Source organism: Peptoanaerobacter stomatis, from assembly GCF_000238095.2.
GTDB classification, from domain to species: Bacteria; Bacillota; Clostridia; order Peptostreptococcales; family Filifactoraceae; genus Peptoanaerobacter; species Peptoanaerobacter stomatis_A.
In genome coordinates, this window is the sequence record NZ_JH815225.1 from 1,780,449 (window position 1) to 1,801,914 (window position 21,466).

Annotated in this window: 16 protein-coding genes and 1 pseudogene; 9 read left to right on the forward strand and 8 right to left on the reverse strand. The window is 29.4% G+C overall.

The features are described from left to right. From HMPREF9630_RS07810 to HMPREF9630_RS07820, 3 genes and pseudogenes are all read right to left on the reverse strand, one after another. A pseudogene (locus tag HMPREF9630_RS07810) lies at nucleotides 1–520 on the reverse strand (hypothetical protein); the annotation flags it as partial. Between the two features lie 288 nt (nucleotides 521–808). After that, nucleotides 809–2,095: a sensor histidine kinase gene (locus tag HMPREF9630_RS07815; protein WP_009527956.1), complete on the reverse strand. Its 1,287-nt coding sequence runs from the start codon at nucleotides 2,093–2,095 to the stop codon at nucleotides 809–811. A gap of 4 nt (nucleotides 2,096–2,099) precedes the next feature. Next, entirely contained in the window at nucleotides 2,100–2,816 is a 717-nt protein-coding gene (locus tag HMPREF9630_RS07820; RefSeq protein ID WP_009527957.1) for a LytR/AlgR family response regulator transcription factor, read from the reverse strand. A gap of 354 nt (nucleotides 2,817–3,170) precedes the next feature. Between HMPREF9630_RS07820 and HMPREF9630_RS07825 the strand changes: the two genes are divergently transcribed. The 3 genes from HMPREF9630_RS07825 to HMPREF9630_RS07835 are packed head-to-tail and all read left to right on the forward strand — an operon-like array spanning nucleotide 3,171 to nucleotide 6,109. Then, on the forward strand, nucleotides 3,171–4,016 hold the full coding sequence (locus HMPREF9630_RS07825; protein ID WP_009527958.1) for a prephenate dehydrogenase: 846 nt from the start codon (nucleotides 3,171–3,173) through the stop codon (nucleotides 4,014–4,016). Beyond that, nucleotides 4,016–4,867 carry a prephenate dehydratase gene (locus HMPREF9630_RS07830; RefSeq protein WP_009527959.1) on the forward strand — a complete coding sequence of 284 codons (852 nt, stop codon included), beginning with the start codon at nucleotides 4,016–4,018 and terminating at the stop codon, nucleotides 4,865–4,867. The genes HMPREF9630_RS07825 and HMPREF9630_RS07830 overlap by 1 nt, the downstream gene beginning before the upstream one ends. Before the next feature lie 15 nt (nucleotides 4,868–4,882). Further along, the gene (locus tag HMPREF9630_RS07835) at nucleotides 4,883–6,109 is read left to right on the forward strand and encodes a dicarboxylate/amino acid:cation symporter (protein ID WP_009527960.1); all 1,227 of its coding nucleotides are present in this window, start codon (nucleotides 4,883–4,885) and stop codon (nucleotides 6,107–6,109) included. Nucleotides 6,110–6,441: 332 nt separating this feature from the next. On the opposite strand, the gene HMPREF9630_RS07840 is transcribed toward HMPREF9630_RS07835, so the two are convergent. From HMPREF9630_RS07840 to sstT, 4 genes are all read right to left on the reverse strand, one after another. Next, nucleotides 6,442–6,927, reverse strand: coding sequence for an acyl-CoA thioesterase (locus HMPREF9630_RS07840; RefSeq protein WP_009527961.1), 486 nt, complete (start codon nucleotides 6,925–6,927; stop codon nucleotides 6,442–6,444). A gap of 589 nt (nucleotides 6,928–7,516) precedes the next feature. Further along, complete coding sequence (locus HMPREF9630_RS07845) at nucleotides 7,517–9,565, reverse strand: methyl-accepting chemotaxis protein (RefSeq protein WP_009527962.1); 2,049 nt, start codon at nucleotides 9,563–9,565, stop codon at nucleotides 7,517–7,519. Nucleotides 9,566–9,780: 215 nt separating this feature from the next. Then, nucleotides 9,781–12,534, reverse strand: a complete 2,754-nt coding sequence (locus HMPREF9630_RS07850) for a leucine-rich repeat protein (protein WP_009527963.1) — start codon at nucleotides 12,532–12,534, stop codon at nucleotides 9,781–9,783. Nucleotides 12,535–13,237: 703 nt separating this feature from the next. Then, nucleotides 13,238–14,512 (reverse strand): serine/threonine transporter SstT, encoded by a 1,275-nt coding sequence (gene sstT, locus HMPREF9630_RS07855; RefSeq protein WP_009527964.1) that lies wholly within the window; start codon nucleotides 14,510–14,512, stop codon nucleotides 13,238–13,240. 453 nt (nucleotides 14,513–14,965) lie between these two features. On the opposite strand from sstT, the gene HMPREF9630_RS07860 reads away from it, so the two are divergent. The 6 genes from HMPREF9630_RS07860 to HMPREF9630_RS10445 all read left to right on the forward strand — a co-directional run bounded on the left by HMPREF9630_RS07860 (nucleotide 14,966) and on the right by HMPREF9630_RS10445 (nucleotide 20,732). Further along, nucleotides 14,966–16,399 carry a nicotinate phosphoribosyltransferase gene (locus HMPREF9630_RS07860; RefSeq protein ID WP_009527965.1) on the forward strand — a complete coding sequence of 478 codons (1,434 nt, stop codon included), beginning with the start codon at nucleotides 14,966–14,968 and terminating at the stop codon, nucleotides 16,397–16,399. A 69-nt stretch (nucleotides 16,400–16,468) separates the two neighbouring features. After that, nucleotides 16,469–17,482: a PhoH family protein gene (locus HMPREF9630_RS07865; RefSeq protein ID WP_009527966.1), complete on the forward strand. Its 1,014-nt coding sequence runs from the start codon at nucleotides 16,469–16,471 to the stop codon at nucleotides 17,480–17,482. Nucleotides 17,483–17,722: 240 nt separating this feature from the next. Beyond that, complete coding sequence (ybeY, locus tag HMPREF9630_RS07870) at nucleotides 17,723–18,199, forward strand: rRNA maturation RNase YbeY (protein ID WP_009527967.1); 477 nt, start codon at nucleotides 17,723–17,725, stop codon at nucleotides 18,197–18,199. A gap of 13 nt (nucleotides 18,200–18,212) precedes the next feature. Beyond that, nucleotides 18,213–19,514, forward strand: coding sequence for a Na+/H+ antiporter NhaC family protein (locus HMPREF9630_RS07875; RefSeq protein ID WP_009527968.1), 1,302 nt, complete (start codon nucleotides 18,213–18,215; stop codon nucleotides 19,512–19,514). A gap of 152 nt (nucleotides 19,515–19,666) precedes the next feature. Continuing rightward, nucleotides 19,667–20,419 (forward strand): sirohydrochlorin cobaltochelatase, encoded by a 753-nt coding sequence (locus tag HMPREF9630_RS07880; RefSeq protein WP_009527969.1) that lies wholly within the window; start codon nucleotides 19,667–19,669, stop codon nucleotides 20,417–20,419. A gap of 148 nt (nucleotides 20,420–20,567) precedes the next feature. Continuing rightward, nucleotides 20,568–20,732, forward strand: coding sequence for a hypothetical protein (locus tag HMPREF9630_RS10445; RefSeq protein WP_009527970.1), 165 nt, complete (start codon nucleotides 20,568–20,570; stop codon nucleotides 20,730–20,732). 235 nt (nucleotides 20,733–20,967) lie between these two features. Here HMPREF9630_RS10445 and HMPREF9630_RS07885 read toward each other — a convergent pair whose 3' ends face one another. After that, nucleotides 20,968–21,375: a Fur family transcriptional regulator gene (locus HMPREF9630_RS07885; RefSeq protein ID WP_009527971.1), complete on the reverse strand. Its 408-nt coding sequence runs from the start codon at nucleotides 21,373–21,375 to the stop codon at nucleotides 20,968–20,970. Nucleotides 21,376–21,466 lie beyond the last annotated feature (91 nt).

Consider the following 21,466-nt stretch of genomic DNA (forward strand, 5'->3'; position numbering starts at 1 on the left):
TATTTCTTTCATCGGCTAATTGTGCAATTTTTTTGTCATATCCTTCGCCTCGATATTCTTTTGTAGGTATGTTGTATCCGTCAAGCTCAAAATATGATATACCTGTGTAAGAGTCAGTTTTCACAGGTAATTGTTCTTCCCATTGTTCAAGACTTTGACCTTTATAAAATATAGCACCTCTTGAAACAAATGTAAGCCAATCGCCGTCAGGTTTAGCCAAACCTTGAAAACAGTTTTTTACTAAATTATAATATTCTAATCCTAATTTGGCTGCGGCCTTTAAATCACCTTTTTTTATAGCTTTATGCAAATCAGGTATTATTTGATTAACTTTTTCTGTAAATTTTTTATTTTTTATATCATCTGCAATAATAATTTCTCTTTCAGATTCATCAGCACCATAGGTTTTGTAATATTCGTTTATAGCATCTGAATAAGTTGAATTTTTGATTTTGGCACTGTAATAATTCTTATTATTGAACATATGATTGAAATAGAACATTCCATTTGAAATCAGCATAAATTAACTCCTAAAATGATTTATAACTAACGAATAATTTATAACTAATAAGTTATTTTCCTTACTGAAATAATTATCTGACATAATTTTTTGAAAATCAATAGGATTGACACAACTAACCAATTTTTTGACATAATTGGTATAAAAAAACAGCCTATTTATGTTTTAGGTAAATTGACTGCTTTATATTTTTATATTGATACCTAAAATAGGCATATAATAAAAATGTTAAATTGAACGTGTTTGATTAGGGGTGTTTGTATTTTTTTAACAGGCTTTGGTATTAGCTTAATTTTTGTCTTTAATAAACATAACATATGATGTGAACTTTTTATCGTTATAATTAATTTTAAATATTCCGTCATATTTTTCAACACATTCTTTTACGCTATTAAGACCGAGCCCATGAGATGAACTGTCTTCTTTTTTTGATATAAGAATACCGTTTTTTTCTTTTATTTCGCCGTTGAATGTGTTGTTGATTGTGATAGTAAATTTATTTTTTTCATCGACTATTTTTATATTTATTTTTCTATTTTCTTCATTTATTTTCATTTGGGCATCCATAGCATTATCTATTAAATTTCCAAGTATTATTGACATATCATAATCTCTGACAGGGAGATTTTTGTTTATTTTAATTTCTGTAGTTAGCTTGATTTTATTATCTTTCATCTTTTTAATTTTATAATTTAATAAGCTGTTTATCACTTTATTTTCTGTTTTTATAAACATATCTTCGGTTGAATAAATATCTAATAGATTTTCTATATATTTTAGTGCGTCTTTGCTTTCTTTTCCTTTCATCAATCCCATCAATACCAGTAAATGATTTTTTCCATCATGTTTATATTTTCTTAAATTTGTTATTTGTTCATCCATAAATTGTATATCTTTTTCATAAGACTTTGTTTTTTCTTTAAGTGATTCTATTTTAAATTGCTCGTTTAATGTGGTTGTTATTTGCTCATATCCCCACATAGAAAATAAATTGATAAATATAAGAGATACTGATACAAAAGTAAACGCTTCAGAATTTATGCTTGAGTTTGAAGCTAATATAAATGTTATGATGATTGTGAGGAATGATATCGCAAGGTTAAAAATTGGCAGCATCGTGGTAGTTTTTTTATTATTTTTGTAATTGAAAAAATATTTTATTAAAATTGCTGATAACAAGAATAGTATATTGCCTAAAAATATAATTGATATATTAAGGTGTTTTTCACTTTTAAAAATTAGAAGAGTCTTAATATTTGCTATAGTAGATATAATTAATTCTTCAGTTGCCAAAATAGTATATATAACGATAGATATTTGCAAATTATTTAATATATGACTGCTGTATAAAAATGACAGCATGAAAAGACATATTAAATTTGCAAATAATGTTATAACGGGGATATTTATAAATGAGAATACAGTTGTCACTATTATATAGAATAGGGCATAACTAAGATTTTGTATGTTCTTAGGATATGTAGATTCTTTTCTTTGAAATGTAGTCATAAGCAAATAGATTGTATATATATAAATTATATTGGTAACATAATGAAGTACATTAAAATTTTTCAAATTTTTAACCTCTATTCATATCAAATTTTGCAATTTGCTCCATAAACTCGTTTCTTTTACTTCTGCTTATTTTTATGAAGCAACCGTTAGACATTTTTATTTTGTCTTTGTTATATTCTTCTATGTGCTCTATATTTACAATATAAGAGGCGTGGCACAAAGCAAAACCATAATCTGCAAGTTCATAATATACGTCAAAGATGGAAGAATAAAATTCAAAATCCTTATCTTTAGTGACTACTTTCATTTTATGTCGCATAGATTCAAAATATATAATTTCAGAAATTCTTTTCTTTATTTCTGTTCCTTTGATATTGAATGTGAATGTTTTTTCTTTATCATTTATAAGCCTTATTGCTGTAGATAATGTTTCTTCAACTTCTTCTTTTGAAAAAGGTTTTATAAGAAAGTTATTCGGTCTTACTTGGAAAAGATCCATTGCATAATCTTTTATAGCCGATATATATACTATTTGTATTTCGTCGTTGTATAATTCTTGTCTTATTTTTTTTCCAACTTCTATTCCGGTAAGATTTTTCATTTGTATATCTAAATAAAGTAGATCTATGTAATTATTTTCTAAGAAACTTATCAAGTCTTTTCCGTTCAAAAAAAAATGTATCAAGATTTTTATATTTATTAGAGTAGCATATTCTGATAATATATTTTCTATTTCTTTGATTGCTTTTATATCATCATCACAAATTGCTATATTTATCATTAATATCAACTTCTTTCATATTTAATACTAAAATTTAATAAACCTATTGGAAAATAACGTTTTATAAATTTAATAAAATATAATATTATTTATGAGCTTCTTATATAAATTAGCTATTATCAGTATTAATAATATCGTAAAAATAATTAAAACTATAAATGGATTTATAAAAATTGATTAAAAAAGATAATAATAAATTATTTTTTGCAATATATGAAAAAACAATGTAAATGCATCATACTTTAGCGCTTTTTCTATTGTGCTTTGTTAGGTTTTTGTGTATAATAGGTCAATTACAAATTTTAAGGTTAACGATTGGACGATGATATAAAGCTTTTTTAAGGAGGGTTGTTTATGAATTTGCAGGATAAGAAATATACTGTAGTCGGGCTTGGAATGGAAGGCGGTTCGTATGCACTTGCCATAAAGGAAAAGATAAATCCCGTAAAAATATATGGAATAGATATAGATAAAGATACGCTCAAAAAAGCTGTAAACTTTGGCATAGACACTCAAAAGCCTAAGAAAGATATATTACATGATACAGATGTGCTTATATTAGCGGTATATCCTAAAATTGCGATCGATTTTTTGAAAGAAAATCAAAAATTTTTAAAATCAGGCTGTATAGTTACGGACGTGTGTGGTGTGAAGTCTTTTGTAATTGATGAGATACAGTGTTTTTTGAGAGATGATTTGGATTATATAGCCGGTCATCCTATGGCGGGCAATCAATATAGCGGTTTTGACAATGCCGATATAAATATATTCAAGGATAAAAACTACATATTTGTACCTCAGACAAAAAATAAACAAGAAAATCTTGAATTTATGAAATCGCTCGCTCTTGCAATAGGTTTTAAAACAACATCCGATATAGATAAAGATGTTCATGATAAAAAAATAGCTTATGCTTCGCATATGATGCACTTTATATCTGTTTGTGTAACGAATTGTCCGGCATTTGAAAGCTCTCTTGATAATTTTGCTGGAGGAAGTTTCAAGGATTTGACAAGAATTTCAAATTTAAACCCTTATCTGTGGAGTGAAACATTTTTTCTGAATAAGAAATTTCTGTTGGAAGAAGTAAAGGAGTTTAGGAAAAACATTGATTTTCTGTTAGATTCATTGAAGGATGATGATTATAAAGCTGTTTTTGATTTTTTGGAAAAATCAAGAAAAAGAAAAGGGGGGATATGATGCAAAAAATAGGATATCAAGGTGTTTATGGGGCTTATAGCTCTATAGCCTCATTAAATTATTTTGGTGAAAACAATGATTTTATAGGGTATGACGATTTTAAAACCATGGCAGATGATTTGCAAAGAGGTAAAATTGATTATGGCGTTTTTCCTGTTGAAAATTCTACTACAGGTCAAATTTATAGAACGCTTGATATATTAAAATATGAAAAAGATTTGTTCGCTATAGGTGAAACAATAGTAGAGGTAAATCATAATCTTATAGCTTTGCCAAATACGACTGTTGATGATTTAAAGTTCGTATATTCTCACCCTGAAGCGCTTAGCCAATGTCTTGAATTTTTTAAAAAACATCCTCATATAACTCCTGTTTCCTATGAGGATACGGCAAAGTCGGTTGTGTATATAAAAGAGCTTAACAATAAAGAAAATGGAGCGATAGCAAGTAGCTTAGCAGGAAAAACTCATAATATGAACATACTTTCTACCTCTATTCAAGATATGAGCGGAAATAAGACGAGATTTCTCATATTTAAAAAAGTTTTAGATAAGTCATATTATTTTACAGATACTGCCCAAAATTCTGAAAAATTATCCTGTTATTTTGAAACTAAGCATGAAATAGGAGCATTGTCAAAAATTTTGGAGATATTTTCAAAGCAAAATTATAATTTGTTATCCTTGCATTCTCGTTCTACAAAGAAAAATTCTTTTGAATACGGTTTTTTTGTAGATGTAAATATAAATGGAATAGATGTAGAAAGTTTGAAAAATTTATTATATAAATTAGAAGACAATCTGTTGTATTTTAATTTATTGGGAATATATAACGAATTTAAAAATCTTTAAAAAGGAGTGATACAAATGCTTGAAACTATAATGAAAAAGAAAAATCTGTTCATAAGAATAGCTATAGGTTTTATACTTGGAATTTTTATCGGAATAATATTGCCGGAGTTTTCCATTGCGACAAAGGTAGTGGGCGATGTCTATTTAAAACTCATAAAGATGATGATAGTACCTATAATATTTGTTGCTGTAGCAGGTGGAATATGCAATATAGAAAGTACCGAAGATTTGAAGAGGATAGGTTTTAAGACAGTAGGACTATATGTTGTTATGTTTGTGTTTTCTTGTATAGTTTCTCTTATAGTAGCTTATGCTATAAGACCGGGCAAAGATGTCGTATTTGCAAACCCGCCTGTTTTTGAACAGGAGATAACAAACCCATCCATATCAGATTTTTTTATAAATATATTTCCGGATAACCCTATAATGGCAATGGCTGAAGGAAAAATTCTTCCTGTTATAATATTTACTATTTTATTCTCATCAGCTATAGTTATGTCAGGGGAAAAAGGAAAACCTGTACTTGATTTTATAAATTCACTCAGTACAATATTTTTTAAACTGTTGGAATTTGTTATGGAACTATCTCCTATAGGAGTAATGTCATTAATGGCATTTTCTGTATCAAAGTACGGTCTTGGAATATTTTCTGCATTGGGCAAATATATAATAACTTGTTATATAGCGTGCATACTTACTTATATATTTGCTATGTGTCTACCGTTATTTTTATATACGAAAATGGGAATAGTGAAGCTTACAAAATCTATGTATAAGGTGTGGCTTGTAACACTGTCCACAACTTCATCTGCTGCGACTCTTCCAACATCTATAAAAGTGAGTATGGAAGATTACAAAGCGCCGGAAGGAATTACAAAATTTACTTTACCTCTTGGCTGTACAATAAATATGTGCGGTGGTGCTTGCTCATTTTCTTGCTTGGCAGTATTTGTTTCAGATTTTTACGGTATAAATCTTTCATTTAAAGAGATAGTTACTCTTATTTTTGTTGCTACTCTCATAAATATGGCTGCTCCCGGAATACCGGGCGGTGGAATAATACTTGGAGCAAGTTTCTTGTCAATTCTTGGATTACCGTTTGATTTGATGGGACCAATAGCAGCATTTTACAGATTACTTGATATGGCATTTACTTCATTGAATGTAACCGGTGATTTGGTAGCTAATCTTATGATTGCAAAATCGGAAAAGCAGTGGGATGTTTCAATGATTAATGAATAATGCTAAATGCTAATTGAAAATATAATCATAATCTTAGAATGTTATACTTTTTCAAAATAAGCAATTATATAAAAGTTAGAAATTTTATATTTTGTAATAGTGTTCAGTATAAATAAAAAAAGCATCATTTTAATAAATTATATTGTTAAGATGATGCTTTTTTGTTTATATTCAATATGATACTAAAAGTTAATAGAATAACGGATATTTTTGTTTTTAAGAAATTTATTGGCTAAGTAAAATTAAGTATATTTAAAATAAACAACTTATCCATTAATCAAGTGATTATTTGTGTGAGCTGTAATTATATTTATAATTTTAACTATATAGTTTTACATATTGTCCTTTACACCTACAGCTACTATTCTTGCTTTTGCACGAAGCTCTCCGGCAGCTTCCATTTCCATATTAACTATAACTTTTCTTTCACCTATTTCTTCAACTGTAGATGTAACAGTCACTTCCTCGTTTACAGGTAGAGGTTTTTTGAAATCTATTTCCAATCTGGCAGTAATAAATCTTCCTATAACAGTATCCTCTGTAAGTTCAAGTCCTTTGTTGTTATGAGCAAACCACGCTGCTGAAGCAGTACCATGACAATCAAAAATAACGGCAATCATACCTCCAAAAATATTGTTTGGAACTCCACCTGTATACTTGCCATCTGGATTAAACTTACAAATACATTTATTACCATCTTCATTTGGATAAGATTTCAAGTGTAATCCGGCTTCATTTTTAGGGCCACAACCCCAACAATGTTGAAATCTTTCTCCATAAGTATCTTGAATAGCAATTTTTTTATTTTCTGTAGCCATATTTTTTCTCCTTTAGAATAATAATATAACAATTCTTAATAGATTTATTATAACATTTATATATTGCAAAATAAATAGTAAATGAGCATATTTTATATTGAAAGCTAATGGAACTATTAACCCAAATAGATATGATAATATTATTATCACAATTAAACATAGATATATTTTAGAATAATGCAAATATACTTTATTTGTAAAAGCATTTGAAAATATTATACTACTATCTAATAAAACTATGTATAAATAATATAATTATACAACATTAATATAAATTCTTTATTTTAAAAATTAATTATTATTATTTCCGGTTATTCTATATTATTTCAGTATTAGTATAATATATAAATGAAAGCGGTATGTAAAATAGTATTTATACTAAAAACCAATATAAATATTGAAGAATGTAATATATAGATTGTGTGACACCATAAATTTATTAACTAAAGATATTGTAAAAAGTGTTACCCATAGGAAACGAGGTATCTCTACTATTTATTTGGTTATTAGTATCAGTATTAGTATAATATAGAAATCAAAGCTGTATTTGGATAAAATTAAACCCCCATTTAACTGGGGGTTAGGTAGTTTATATAGTAAACTTATCTATTTCATCTTTTAAAGAGTTAGCCATTTCAGATAATTTGTTTGTAACATTTCTCAATTCATGTATTTTTTCGCTTTGCAACTGTGTGCTTGATGATATTTGTTGTGAGTCGGATGCATTTTCCTCTGCTATACCGGCTAAAGCTTCAAATATATTTATTATATCATCTTTTGATTTATTCATTGTTGCAGTTGAAGTTTCAACGTCACGAACGACTGTATCAGTTTTTTTGACAGATTCGCCTATATATTCGTATTTCTTTTGCATTTCATCAACTATTTTTTGTTGATTATCTACGATTTTTGCTACTGACTCCATTTTACTTACGGCATAACTTGCATTTTTTACAAGTTCGTCTACTATGGAGTTTATGCTTTCTGTAGATTTTGATGATTCTTCTGCAAGCTTTCTTACTTCTTCTGCGACTACAGCAAAGCCTTTGCCGGCATCTCCGGCTCTTGCAGCTTCTATTGAGGCATTAAGTGCAAGTAAGTTGGTTTGGTCTGAAATAGATTTTATAACTTCGTTTGCAGTGTTGATCTCTTTAGATTTTTCTTCTGTAGATTTTACTATTTCGAATATTTCCTTTATTGCAACTTGAGAATCTGCAGATGATCTGGAAAGTACGTCTATTATTTCCATACCGCTGTTTACAGCTTCTTTTACTTCGTTTGTGGATGTTGATACAGCGTCGGCAAGATTTGTATTTTTTTGTATAGATTCACCGAAATCTATTATTTTTAAAAGTCCTGATTCGTTTTCGTGTGCTTGAGATAAAACTCTGTCAGCCAATTCTTCGATGGTATGAGCGGTTTCTCTTGTAAGGTTTGAACTTTCGTCCATATTTTCCTGCAATGTTATAGAAGTTTGTGCAACATTATCCGAAGTCACAGCTATATTTTTTACCATCTGCTTTATTTGAGCTGCAAATGTGTTTAGCTCTTCTGACAAGATTTTTAATTCGTCATTTTGTTTTAAATTTATTTCATTTAGACTTATTTTTCCTGATTTGTCTGTGCTGAAAGAGCTTATTATTTTATTTATAGGGTTTACTATTATTTTTTTGTTAAGAATGTATACAAATATTGAGAAAATTATGATTGTAAGTATAGTAATTATTACTATTCTCGTCAAAAGTCTATTTAAGTTTTGCATAAATTCGTATTCAGGCACTATGCTTAGAATTTTCCAATTTGTTCCGCTGATAGGCATAATAGTCATATATTTATTTTCTGAATTGTATTTATACTTTTCAAAATTTGCCTGTCCTTTTGAAACTATGGCTTTTACCTGTTCATTGTTAAGTTCTTCTGTAAGAGCCTTATTTTCTTGAGATAATATCAAGTTGTTATTTGAATCTATAAGATAAACAAGACCGCTTGCACCTATTTTTGCGTTTTCCACTTCTTCCATTATGGTATCTATAGTTATATCGGCAGCCATTACACCGGATAAAGCGTTTTTACTGTTTTTTACAGGCATTGATAAAGTTATTACAAGTTTTTCTGTAAAAGCGTCAACATATGGATCGCTTATAACTAATTTATCAGCATTTTGGGCTTCGATATACCAAGGCCTTTTGCGAGGATCATATCCTTCAGGTGTGCTTTTATCCATCATTTTGAATGTTTTTCCGTCGGCTCTTCCGAAATAATATGATAATATTCCGTCAAAATTTTTAGCGAATAATTCAAGATGCTCATATATAGCGTCTTCGTTTGAATTCGGCTCTGCAAATATAGTATTGTTGGCAGTTAGTGTTACTGCAGAAATGTATTTGTCTATATAGTTTTTTATTGAGTGATTTATCTCATTTTGTACTTGAACGGTATTTGCAGCTAATGATTCCTTACTTGAGCGTACTTGTGAAACGTATAAAAATATTCCACATATACACATAACGACTATCATACCTAATGAAAAAACCATTATGAGCTTTGTAGCTATGTTAAATTTAGTTTTTTTATTTACGTTACTATCATGTTTTTTTGCTGAGTTGTCTATTATTTTTGTGTTACCATCGTTTTCCATATTAAAACACCTCTTCATAATAATTACATCAATATCAATTCTACTTTATACAGGTCTCGTTCATAATGTCATATAATGTTTTGTGTGAAATATTTCTGCTTAAATTCATTTAATAATATTTTTTTACCCTATTTTACTATTCTTTTAACAGTATTATTTATATTTTATTCCCCCCAAAAAATTTTAAATGGGGGGAGTTAAATAAATTTTAGTAACTATTTATTTTTTTTCTTGTTAAATAAAAATCCTAATCCCAATATAGTTAAAAATGCTCCAAAAAACTGCATAAAGAGATTGTTCTCTTGACCTGTCTTAGGAAGTGATAAAGGAGTATTATCTTCATATACCTCTACTATTTCAAGAGAATTATCAGGGTTTATTTTGGCAGAACCTAAAGGAGTTGTATCTTCATCTATAAATGTATATGTGCCTTTATCTGCATCTATAATAGCGTTGCCTAAAGGTGTATCTTCAGGACTTATTATATTAAATACAGGATTTGTGACATTTGGTATGATGTCGGCATTTATTATATTATTAGGGGTATATGGCACATTTGTAGGTGGATTAACAGGAGGTATAGTATTAGAATTTACATCGTCATCTGTACTTCCGCCTCCACTTTGCTGGTTAGTATTTGTATTGTTGTTACTGTTATCAGTGTTAGGATTCGGTTGTGGGTTTGGTTGTGGTTGAGGTTGTGGTGTGTTTTCATTCTGGTTATTATTGTTATCATTACCACTACTGTTATTAGGGGTATCTTTATATCTCAATGTAACTGTAGCTTGATATCTATCCTCTCCATCTATTTTTTCCACATCAGTACCACTTAAATTTATTTTATGCGTATCAATTAGCGGTGTTAGTGCTCCGTTGTTTGATAATTCTATGTCTACAGTATCTCCATAAAGCAAGTCATTTATGCTTGAGCTTGTTAAGTTAGTTGTTGCTGCTTTATTTTTAGATGTGTATCTTACTTGAGGTATATCTGATAATTGTAGATTTTGTTTTGAACCATCAGAGAGTTCTTTCTCAAATACAAAGTTAAGTGTTACAGGGAGTGCTTCATATTTTAAATTAATATTTGATTTTTTATAGCCTATATTATAGCCTAAATCATTTCCGTTTTCGTCTATATATCTTTCTTCCTGCGTTATATTTTCATTAGTAGGATCAAGTGTGAAACTGTATTTTTTATCGGATATTTTTGTAAGTTGACTGTTTGATAAGTTTGCATCTTCTACAAGTTTATATCCTTCAAGTGAATCAGGCATTTCAAATGTTATTGTATCGCCTAACTTGAAACTTGTATAGTCTACCAATTTTATATCAGACAGCTCTTGAGTGTCGGGAGTACCGTTTGTTGTTCTTGTTCTGCTCATCTTTATACTATTAGGTAGTGATGATTCTGCGACATTGTTTCCGTTTTGGTCTATTAGCTTAAACTTTACAAGTATAGGATTGAATACATAGTCTGCTCCATCAGACAAGCTATTATCAATTACATAATCTCCACTTTTAAGAGTGTTGTCAAAGCCATTATTCTTTCTATATAATGCTACCCTATTATCACCATCAATCCAGCCTATATTATCGGCAAATGAAGAAAGAGAATGATTTGGATTAAGAACATAATGGTTTTTAGTATCAAATTTATTTATTGAACTCGGTATTTCAAGACTTCTTAATTTTCCTCCTCTAAACATCTGAGCCGGAATAATATCTTTTGTGTATTTGTCAAAATTAACATTTTTTAGTGTGTCTGTATCAGCGTATACTCCGTTTTCCACTATGTTTGGTGTAGGAAGGTTTACATTTTCGAGAGGGACTTTTCTGAAAGAGTATGGTCCTGTTGTTACCCATCCGTTTGGAAATATAATTTCTGTTATAGGGTTGTCTTCAAACGCACGTGAAGAATTCACTTCAATATTAGCAGAAGTAAACTCCAATTTTCCGGTAAGCTTAGTTCCTTTAAAAGCATATCCGTTTATATGATTTGCCGCTATTTGATTATGTGTAGCATCTTCTTTTCCAGCAATTCTTATTGTTGTTAAGTTGGGGTTGTCTTGAAAAACTCCATAATTTAACATAGTTATATCATCTTGTAGAACAACTTTATTTAAATTATTATTGCGGAATGTATATGATCCTGTTCTTTTTATTCCAGTACCTTCTATTCTAAGTTCAGTTAAATTATTATTTCTGAATAAGTCATATGATAATACACCTGCTTCAGGATGTAGATGTTCACCGCCTTTTCCGTATTTTCCCCATAAAAGACCACGAATATTTGTCAATTTACCGAGATGAATATCTGATATTTGATTATCGGCAAATACTCCTGCAAATAATTCTACTATATTATCAGGTAGGCTTACATAGGTTAAATTATTTTTTCTGAAAGCACTAAACCATATAGAGACTATATTTTCAGGTAATATTAACTCGCCTCTAAGACCGGAATCATAAAATGCCTCATCATATATAGTTTTCAAATTAGTCATGTCTTTTAAATCCAATATTTCAACAAGTGATTTATTGTTTGAAAATGCATGTTCTCCTATGGATTCAAGGGATGAAGGGAATTTTATAGATATTGGCTTTCCATTTGTAACTTCATTGGTAAATTTTTCTTTAAATGCATCTTTTGCTATACTTGTTGCGTCTGTATCCATTATTATTTTTATTTCTGATGCATCTGAATCTACCGCTTTTTTAAATTCTTGTTCTCCAAGAGGGGAAAAACCTGCTATTTCGCTTGTTCCATCGAAATGCTCAGCTTTTAGTGTAATTTCTGTTGTAGTTTGAGCATATGCGATATGAGAAAGTTGTTTTATATACTCTCCACCAAAATAGCTTGGGACATTATTAACTCCTGATAGTGCGCATGGACCAACGCCTGCAAGTATCAGTGCAAGTGATAGTGATATACGTCTTTTGAATTTGTTGTAAGCATAAAGTTTCTTCATATGACTACCTTTCCTACTGAATATTTTTAAAATATTATTCATAATAATATCGACAAAATAATTTATAGTTTCGATATATTTTAGTATATATTACCCAGTAAATATATTTTGTAACACAGTTTACTAAAGGTGTTAATATATCAAATAAATACTTTATTATCTAATAGAACAAAAATACAAAATATATTGAAATGTCTTGATAATAAAGGAGAATAGTATAATTGAATTTTATAAAATAGACATTAAAGTCAGCTATAAAACGAATAAATCATGTGATAAAATTCAACTAAAAATATAGTAAAAAATATTTAGTATATAAATTTGATTATATTATACTAAATTTAATTTAAAAATCAAATATAAAAATACATAATAATTATAATATTTTTTATTATGCTTATAATTTTATGTAAATATTAACATAAATAATAATAACTGATTTTGTAAAAAATTGTTTTATTGTAAATATATAGCATACAAAAAATATTTTTAGATTTTATAGCAAAATCTAATTTAAACCTTATGTCTATTGAGTCTATAGTTTATTTTATTATATATCTTTAGCGATATAAAAAATGTTTCTATAGCTGTTATATAAAATGATATTGGTATATTTTATGGAATATAGTATTCAATGAAAAAAGCTCTTATGATGTATTGAATAAGCAATATACGTCACAAGAGCTTTTCGTTTAATCTAATATTATATGTTTGATAATATTTTTTTGAAATCTATTTTTTCGCCATCTGCTATTCTTTGAGCATAATCTGCAGTGGCAGTGAAGAGTACATCTGTTGATGAATTAAGTGCAGTTTCTGTTGAATCTTGTAATACACCTATTATAAAACCTACTCCGACAACTTGCATAGCAATATCATTGGATATACCGAACAAGCTGCACGCAAGAGGAATTAAAAGTAATGAGCCTCCGGCAACGCCTGATGCACCACAAGCAGCAAGAGCTGATAAGACGCTCAGTATCAATGCAGTTGCAAAATCCACTTGTATTCCAAGGGTATTTACAGCAGCAAGAGCCATAACGGAAATAGTTATTGCTGCCCCAGCCATATTTATTGTAGCTCCCAAAGGAATGGATACTGAATAAGTATCTTCATTAAGTTGTAAATCTTGAGATAACTTCATATTTACCGGAATGTTTGCAGCAGAGCTTCTTGTAAAAAATGCTGTTATACCGCTCTTTTTTATACAAGTCAGTACAAGCGGATAAGGATTTGTTTTAATTTGAGTAAACACCATTATAGGATTTACGACAAAAGCTACAAACAACATAGTTCCAAGCAAAACAACGAGTAACATAAAATAGTTTTTGAATATGTCTGAACCGCTTGTAACTATTGAATCATATATAAGTCCCATTATACCGAATGGAGCGAAACTTATAACATGGCGAACAACTGATGATATAGCTTCTGAAAAATTGCTTATAACATTTTTTGTTTCTTCTTTTGCTCCTCTAAGGGCAAGACCTATAAGAACAGCCCAAAATAATATACCCATATAGTTAGGTGTTATAAGAGCGTGAACAGGATTGTCAACAAGGTTTAAAAGTAGTGTTTTAAGCACTTGATCCAATCCTTCAGGAGCAGACGGTGCATCAGTGACTGCTTGTGGCAATATGAGTTCAAGCGGGAATAAAAAGCTTATTATTACACCACATAGAGCTGCCAAGAAAGTACCTACAAGATATAATGCTATGACTCTTTTCATATTGGTTTTTTGACCTTCTTTATGTTTACAAAGAGCCTCCATAACCAAGAAGAATACAAGTACCGGAGCTATAGCCTTAAGTGCTCCTACAAATAGGCTTCCGAATATACTCACTATGTCTACAAAATTTCCGAGAGATTCGTTAGTGATATTCGGGCGAATAAATGCCAGTACGGTTCCAATTATAAGTCCTACGATTATTCTTTTTACAAGACTTATACTGTTCCATTTTTTCAATAATTCTTTCATAAAACCTCCTATAAAAATCCTCAGAGCTTAAAAATTGCAATTTAATGTATATACTGTTACCTCATTAAACAATAAATATTATAAAATGATTATAAATAAAATTATTATATTTATGATATTTATATATTATTTTTTTGAAGATCAGCATTATAAAAATAAAATAAAAAATAAATCCGATTAATATTACAAGGTTTTAAGCACCGAAAAAATAAAATATCTGCATATTATATCATATTCTTTTTGGTTTGTATACAATTTTGTTTGTTTATGAAATACAACTGTATTTTTGACAAATACATATCAAAGCAGTGTGTAAATGCCAATAAACTTGTATATATTGAAAAAATAAATATAATGTGATAAAATCTGAATGTATTTTAAAATATATTGAATAAGTGTTTACATATTTTTGAAAAGTAATTATGCATAAAAATTGAAACTTTGGAGGAAAAAATGGTCAATTTAACAATGTTAACAGATTTTTATCAGCTTACCATGATGAACGGTTATCTTAAAAGCGATAAAAAAGATGAAATAATGATCTTTGATATGTTTTATAGGAAAAATCCGAATGACGGAGGATATACAATAGTATGCGGTATCAATGAGGTTATAGATTACATTGAAAATCTGAAATTTGAAGAAGAAGATATACAGTATTTAAAAAGTTTAAATACATTTGATGAAAAGTTTTTGGAATATCTTAGAGATTTTAAATTTGATGGAGAGATATATGCGGTTGAAGAAGGAACTATAATGTTTCCGAATGAACCTATAATAAGAGTAAAAGCTAAAGCCATGCAAGCTCAACTTGTAGAAACGACAATATTATGTATAATAAATTTTCAGACATTGATAGCTACAAAGGCTTCAAGGATATGTTACAGTGCTATGGGCGATAGTGTTATGGAATTCGGACTTAGAAGAGCTCAAGCACCTGATGCAGGTTTATATGGAGCAAAAGCGGCAGTTATAGGAGGCTGTATAGGAACATCAAATGTATTGGCGGGGCAAAAATTTGATATTCCGGTATTAGGGACACATGCACATAGTTGGATACAAAGTTTCGATAGTGAGCTTGAAGCATTCAGAGCATATGCAAAAGCTTATCCGACAAAAACGGTATTACTTTTGGACACATACGACACTTTAAACAGCGGTATAAGAAATGCAATAACAGTTTTTAATGAATTAAGAGAGCAAGGATATGAACCTCTTGGAGTAAGAATTGACTCAGGTGATTTGGAGTTTTTATCAAAAGAAATAAGAAAAATATTGGACAGTGCAGGATTTGAAAATGTAAAGATAACGGCCTCAAACGACCTTGATGAAAACACAATCACTTCGCTAAAAAATCAAGGCGCTCAGATAGATATATGGGGAGTAGGAACGAAGATGATAACATCGTTTGACTGGGCGGCATTAGGTGGAGTATATAAGCTGTGTGCGGTTGTAAGAAATGGTCAGATGATACCGAAGATAAAAATATCGGAAGATCCTAACAAGATAAACAATCCGGGTTATAAAAATATATATAGAATATATGATAAAAATGATAATAAGGCAAAAGCTGATTTGATAGTTTTGGATGAAGAAGTAATAAATGAAAATGAGCCTCTTACAATATTTGATCCTATACACACTTGGAAAAAAATGACATTTGAAGATTTTTATGTAAAAAAATTGTTATTGCCGTTGTTTATAGATGGAAAATGTGTTAGAGAAAAAAGAGATATAAAAGATATAAAAAGATATACAGATGAAGAAAAAGAAAGTTTTTGGATACAATATAGAAGAAATAAAAATCCGCAAGTATATAAAGTAGACTTGTCAAAGAAACTTTGGAATATGAAAAATGATTTATTAGAAAATAGAAGTATATTGTAAGAAATTATTGAAAGATTTAAAATATATCAAGTTTTAATATTGTGTTAAAATTGTTTAAGGAGTGTAAATTTGCAAGAAAATATATTAAGTTTTGACAATGCGGAATTTGAAAAAGAACTTTTCGGAAATTATGATAAAAATATAAAAGTGTTGGAAGAAAGCTATAGTGTAAATATAGTGCTTAGAGATTCACATATAGTCATAATAGGCGAAGATAATAAAGCTGTAAACATAACGGCAAGAGTTATAGAAGAACTCTATAACCTTTTTAAAAAAGGCACAACTATTGATACAAGACTTGTGAGATATGCTATGGATATGCTCGGGGAAGATTTAAAAAACAATCTGTCAGGAATAAGTGATGATGTTATAATATTGACAGCGAAAGGTAATGCCGTAAAAGCAAAAACACTTGGTCAAAAAACTTACATCGAAAATATAAAAAAGCATGATATGAGCATATGTATAGGTCCTGCCGGAACGGGTAAGACATATTTGGCGGTTGCCATGGCAGTGCAAGCATTTAAAAAAGGTGAAGTTTCGAGAATAATACTGACAAGACCGGCGGTTGAAGCAGGAGAAAGCCTCGGATTTTTGCCGGGAGATTTAAAAGACAAAGTAGATCCGTATTTAAGACCTTTATATGATGCTTTGTTTGAGATGTTCGGAAGCGAAAAATTTGAAAAGCATCTTGAAAGCGGTGTTATAGAAGTAGCACCTTTGGCATTTATGAGAGGAAGAACTTTAGATAATTCGTTTATAATATTGGATGAGGCACAAAATACTACAAGAGAGCAAATGAAGATGTTTTTGACGAGATTCGGCTTCGGTTCAAAAGTTGTAGTTACAGGCGATATTACACAGATAGACTTGGGAGATAACAAAAAAAGCGGACTTTCGCATGCAGTTATGATACTCGATGGAGTAAAAGGCATATCGATAAATATGCTTACAGAAAAAGATGTAGTAAGACATGAGCTTGTTCAAAGGATAATCAAACAATATGATAAATATGAGAAAAAACAGGAGTTTTTAAAAAATAAAGGTAAGATAAAAAGAGTATTCAACAAAAAAAATATTTAAAAGAAGATTTTTTGATAAAAATATATAAACCTACTTATGTTTATGTTAAAATATAAGTGGGTTTTTTATTTAATTTCTAAAAAATTGCATAATTATTAAACACGAATTATAAAGTGTATTATATTATTATGCTTAAAAATTTATTTTTTTAAAAATGAAAAATTATAAAATTTAGATATTTTATAATTTTTATAGTATTCAACATTAAAACAAATTTTAAAATAATTGTTAGGAGAAGTTATGATAAATCTTATAATGAGCGATGAACAGGATAAAATTCAAGTATCTGACGAGCTGATGGAAAGTATTAATAAGGTTATAGAAGCCTGTGAGGAAGAAGAAAAAATCGGTTTTGACAATGAAATATCCCTTACATTTACAGATAATATAGGCATAAGACAGATAAACAAGGATTATAGAGATATTGATAAAGAAACTGATGTATTGTCGTTTCCTATGTATGATATAGACGAACTTGAAGAAGAAAAAATGTCACAAGATAAACATATCAAACCGCTTGGAGATATAGTAGTGTCACTTGAAAAAGCAAAGGAGCAGGCGGAAGAATACGGACATTCATTTGAAAGGGAAGTTTGCTATTTGGTATGTCATAGTATGTTTCATCTCATGGGATATGACCATATGGAAGAAGAAGAAAAAGAGATTATGAGAGAAAAAGAAAAAAAAGTTATGAAAAAATTAAATATATCAAGGTGAGGGAGATGATTTTTTGTTCGGTAATGTGGTGCTGATCCTTTTTGTGGGTTTGCTTGTAGTATGTATAAGTTTTAATATAGATGTGATTATAGCACTTTTATTGGGGATAGGATTGTTTTTTATATACTGTGTGAAACAGGGTATGAGCGTAAAACAGACTTTATCCGCTATGAGAGAAGGCTCGGATAAAATAGCCAATGTAGTCGCAGTATTTTTAACAATAGGTGTACTTACGGCTAGCTGGAGAATGTCGGGGACTATAGCGTACATAATATACAAACTGATACCTTTTATAAATCCGAATTATTTTGTAGTGGCAACTTTTTTGCTTTGCTCGGCTATGTCAATGATGATAGGTACGTCTTTCGGTACAGCGGCAAGTATGGGAGTAATATGTATGGTAATAGCAAAATCTATGGGACTTAATGAAGCGCTTGTAGGAGGAGCTGTATTATCCGGTATATATGTAGGCGACAGGACTTCTCCTATGTCAACTATTGCAATATTTGTATGTGCCATTACAAATACGGATTTATATCAAAATATAAAAAATATGCTTAAAAGCGGTTTGGTGCCGTTTATACTTACTGCTGTACTATATTTTATATTAGGATTTGGAAAAGATATAGGGGAAATGGACATAACTATATTGTCCATATTTTCCGACAATTATAATCTTAACTTTTTTATGATATTGCCGGCACTTGCAATAATAATATTGTCTCTTTTGAGATTAGATGTGAAGATAGTAATGTTTACAAGTATAATAATCGCAACTGCTATAAGTGTTGTTTATCAAGGGGCGGATATAATAGATTTATTAAATGTTTATGTATTCGGCTATAAAGCACAAAATGCCGAGCTTGCCAAGCTTATGGACGGTGGAGGTCTTGTTTCTATGCTCAAACCGGTTATAATAGTTCTATTGTCATCTGCATATTTCGGAGTTTTTGACAAAACACCTATCTTGAAACCTGTAAAAATGCTTGTAGAAAAATTTTCAAGAAGATTTACAGTGTTTGGAAGTATGATATTTACAGCTATATTTACATCTGCAATAGCTTGTAGTCAGGCATTGGCAACTGTGCTTACATACCAGCTGACGATAGACATTCAAAAAGATAAATATGACCACGCCTTGGATATAGAAAACACTGCTGTAATTTTACCCACTATACTTCCTTGGAACATAGCCGCCGCTATACCGCTTACAACTATCGGAGCAAGTAATGAATCAATACTGTTTGCTTTTTTTATAATATTACTTCCAATTTATACTTTTATAAAGAGAATTATAAAAAGAGAAAATATATAAATTCAGACAATTAATTGTTTATTTTAACTTAAAATCAGGGTATATTAAAAAAATTGAAGATAGATTTTTAAATATGAATAAAATAAATAACAGTAAGTATAGTGTAAAAGTAAAAAAAATTTTTAGATGCACCATAATTTAAAGGAGAGTATATGAAACAGGCAATATTGGTAGTGAGCTTCGGTACTACATATAAAGAGGCAATGAAAAACAGTATAGATGCTACGGTAAATCATATAGCGAATGAATTTAAAGAATATGATATATTTCAGGCATATACATCAAATATAATAAGAAAAAAGCTAATAGATAGAGGAATGGATATAAATGACACAAAGACTGCGCTTGAAATAATAAAAAATAACGGATATGAAAAGGTTGTAATTTTGTCACTCCATCTGATAGCAGGATATGAATACGAAAAGATATTGGATGCAGTGGAGTCGTATAAGAATGACTTTAGAGAGATTACAGCAACTACACCTATGTTATATAAAGAACAAGATTATATAGAAGTATCTGAAATAATAGAAAAATTATATTCAAAGATAGATACACCTATTGTTATGATGGGACATGGAAGTGATCATGAAAATGACATAGCTTATGAGAATTTACAGCAAAAATTGGATAAAATATCAGCAGATAAATATTATATAGCGACAGTTGAAGGCGATATAACAATAGATGATATATTAAAGAAATTGAAAGAAAAAGGAATAAGCAAAGTTACGATAACTCCTTTTATGTTAGTTTGTGGAGATCATGCCCACAACGATATGATAGGAGATGAAGATGACTCTTGGATAAATATGCTTAAATCTAATGATATAGAAGTAGAGGTCATATTAAAAGGTCTTGGAGAATACAAAGCTGTTAGAGAATTTTTTTGCCAAAAAATATAGAAAAAATTATTTACAAAAATGCAGATTTTATGGTATAATCAAAAAAGCGATAGGACTAAAGATACAATGATATGTGCAAAAAATATGTATTGACCGAAAAAGTCCTATGTTCTATATGGATAAATTATATTGAAAAGAGGCATTTTTTATGTATAAAAAGGAGCGTTTGACAAGAAAAGTAGAAGCGGAAAAAGATATACACAAAGATATAAAAAAACAGATAAGTAAAAATAAAAAAATACAAAGAGATATAAAAGAACAGATAAACAGTCAAATAAAAAAGTGCCATGTACTTTTAAACGAATTGAACTAAAAAATCTTAATATGATCTGATATCATATTAAGATTTTTTTTTGGCAATGTATGTAACACTGTTTTTCTATAGTTTTATTGAGTTTTAGAATATGATGCTAATAACAGATTAAATAGCAGAGATAATCAGTTTCCTATGAGTAACACTTTTTAGAATATCTTTAGTTAATGAATTTACGGTATCACATAATCTATCTACTAAATCATTCCATGTTTTTATTGGTTTTTAGTATTAGTTAATCTTGACAATTCGGACATAAGCCTCTTAACAAGACGTATTTGCTTTCTATGGTAAAATCATTATACTCTTTTAAAAAGTTATCGCTGAGTTCCATTTTCATATTATATATTTCACCGCATTTTTTACATTCAAAATGTATATGATTGCTTCTATCACGTTCATATTTAACTTCTCCGCTCGGTAGAGTTACATTGCTTATAAGGCCTTCACGTTTAAACAGGCTTATAGTATTGTATATTGTAGCCAGTGACAGTTTTGTATCATTATCACGAAATGCTTTGAATATATCATCAACAGTGTTGTGTTTGTCGCTGTGTTCGTTGAGATAATTAAGCACGAGAACCCTTTGTTTAGACGGATTTATATTGAAACTTTTAAGTTCCTCGATTTCTTTTTCAAACAATTTAGCTCACCCTTCTTCACTCAGTATAATAATTAGAATTATTCTAAATTGAATTATAACATCAAAAGAAAATTTTGTCAAATTGATGCTT

Excerpts from the sequence above, each read along its gene's own strand:
- HMPREF9630_RS07860 (WP_009527965.1), top strand. The coding sequence starts at position 14,966 with ATGGTCAATTTAACAATGTTAACAGATTTTTATCAGCTTACCATGATG.
- ybeY (WP_009527967.1), top strand. The coding sequence starts at position 17,723 with ATGATAAATCTTATAATGAGCGATGAACAGGATAAAATTCAAGTATCT.
- HMPREF9630_RS07820 (WP_009527957.1), bottom strand. The coding sequence starts at position 2,816 with ATGATAAATATAGCAATTTGTGATGATGATATAAAAGCAATCAAAGAA.
- HMPREF9630_RS07830 (WP_009527959.1), top strand. The coding sequence starts at position 4,016 with ATGCAAAAAATAGGATATCAAGGTGTTTATGGGGCTTATAGCTCTATA.
- HMPREF9630_RS07845 (WP_009527962.1), bottom strand. The coding sequence starts at position 9,565 with ATGGAAAACGATGGTAACACAAAAATAATAGACAACTCAGCAAAAAAA.
- HMPREF9630_RS07835 (WP_009527960.1), top strand. The coding sequence starts at position 4,883 with ATGCTTGAAACTATAATGAAAAAGAAAAATCTGTTCATAAGAATAGCT.
- HMPREF9630_RS07840 (WP_009527961.1), bottom strand. The coding sequence starts at position 6,927 with ATGGCTACAGAAAATAAAAAAATTGCTATTCAAGATACTTATGGAGAA.
- HMPREF9630_RS10445 (WP_009527970.1), top strand. The coding sequence starts at position 20,568 with ATGTATAAAAAGGAGCGTTTGACAAGAAAAGTAGAAGCGGAAAAAGAT.
- HMPREF9630_RS07825 (WP_009527958.1), top strand. The coding sequence starts at position 3,171 with ATGAATTTGCAGGATAAGAAATATACTGTAGTCGGGCTTGGAATGGAA.
- sstT (WP_009527964.1), bottom strand. The coding sequence starts at position 14,512 with ATGAAAGAATTATTGAAAAAATGGAACAGTATAAGTCTTGTAAAAAGA.
- HMPREF9630_RS07880 (WP_009527969.1), top strand. The coding sequence starts at position 19,667 with ATGAAACAGGCAATATTGGTAGTGAGCTTCGGTACTACATATAAAGAG.
- HMPREF9630_RS07850 (WP_009527963.1), bottom strand. The coding sequence starts at position 12,534 with ATGAAGAAACTTTATGCTTACAACAAATTCAAAAGACGTATATCACTA.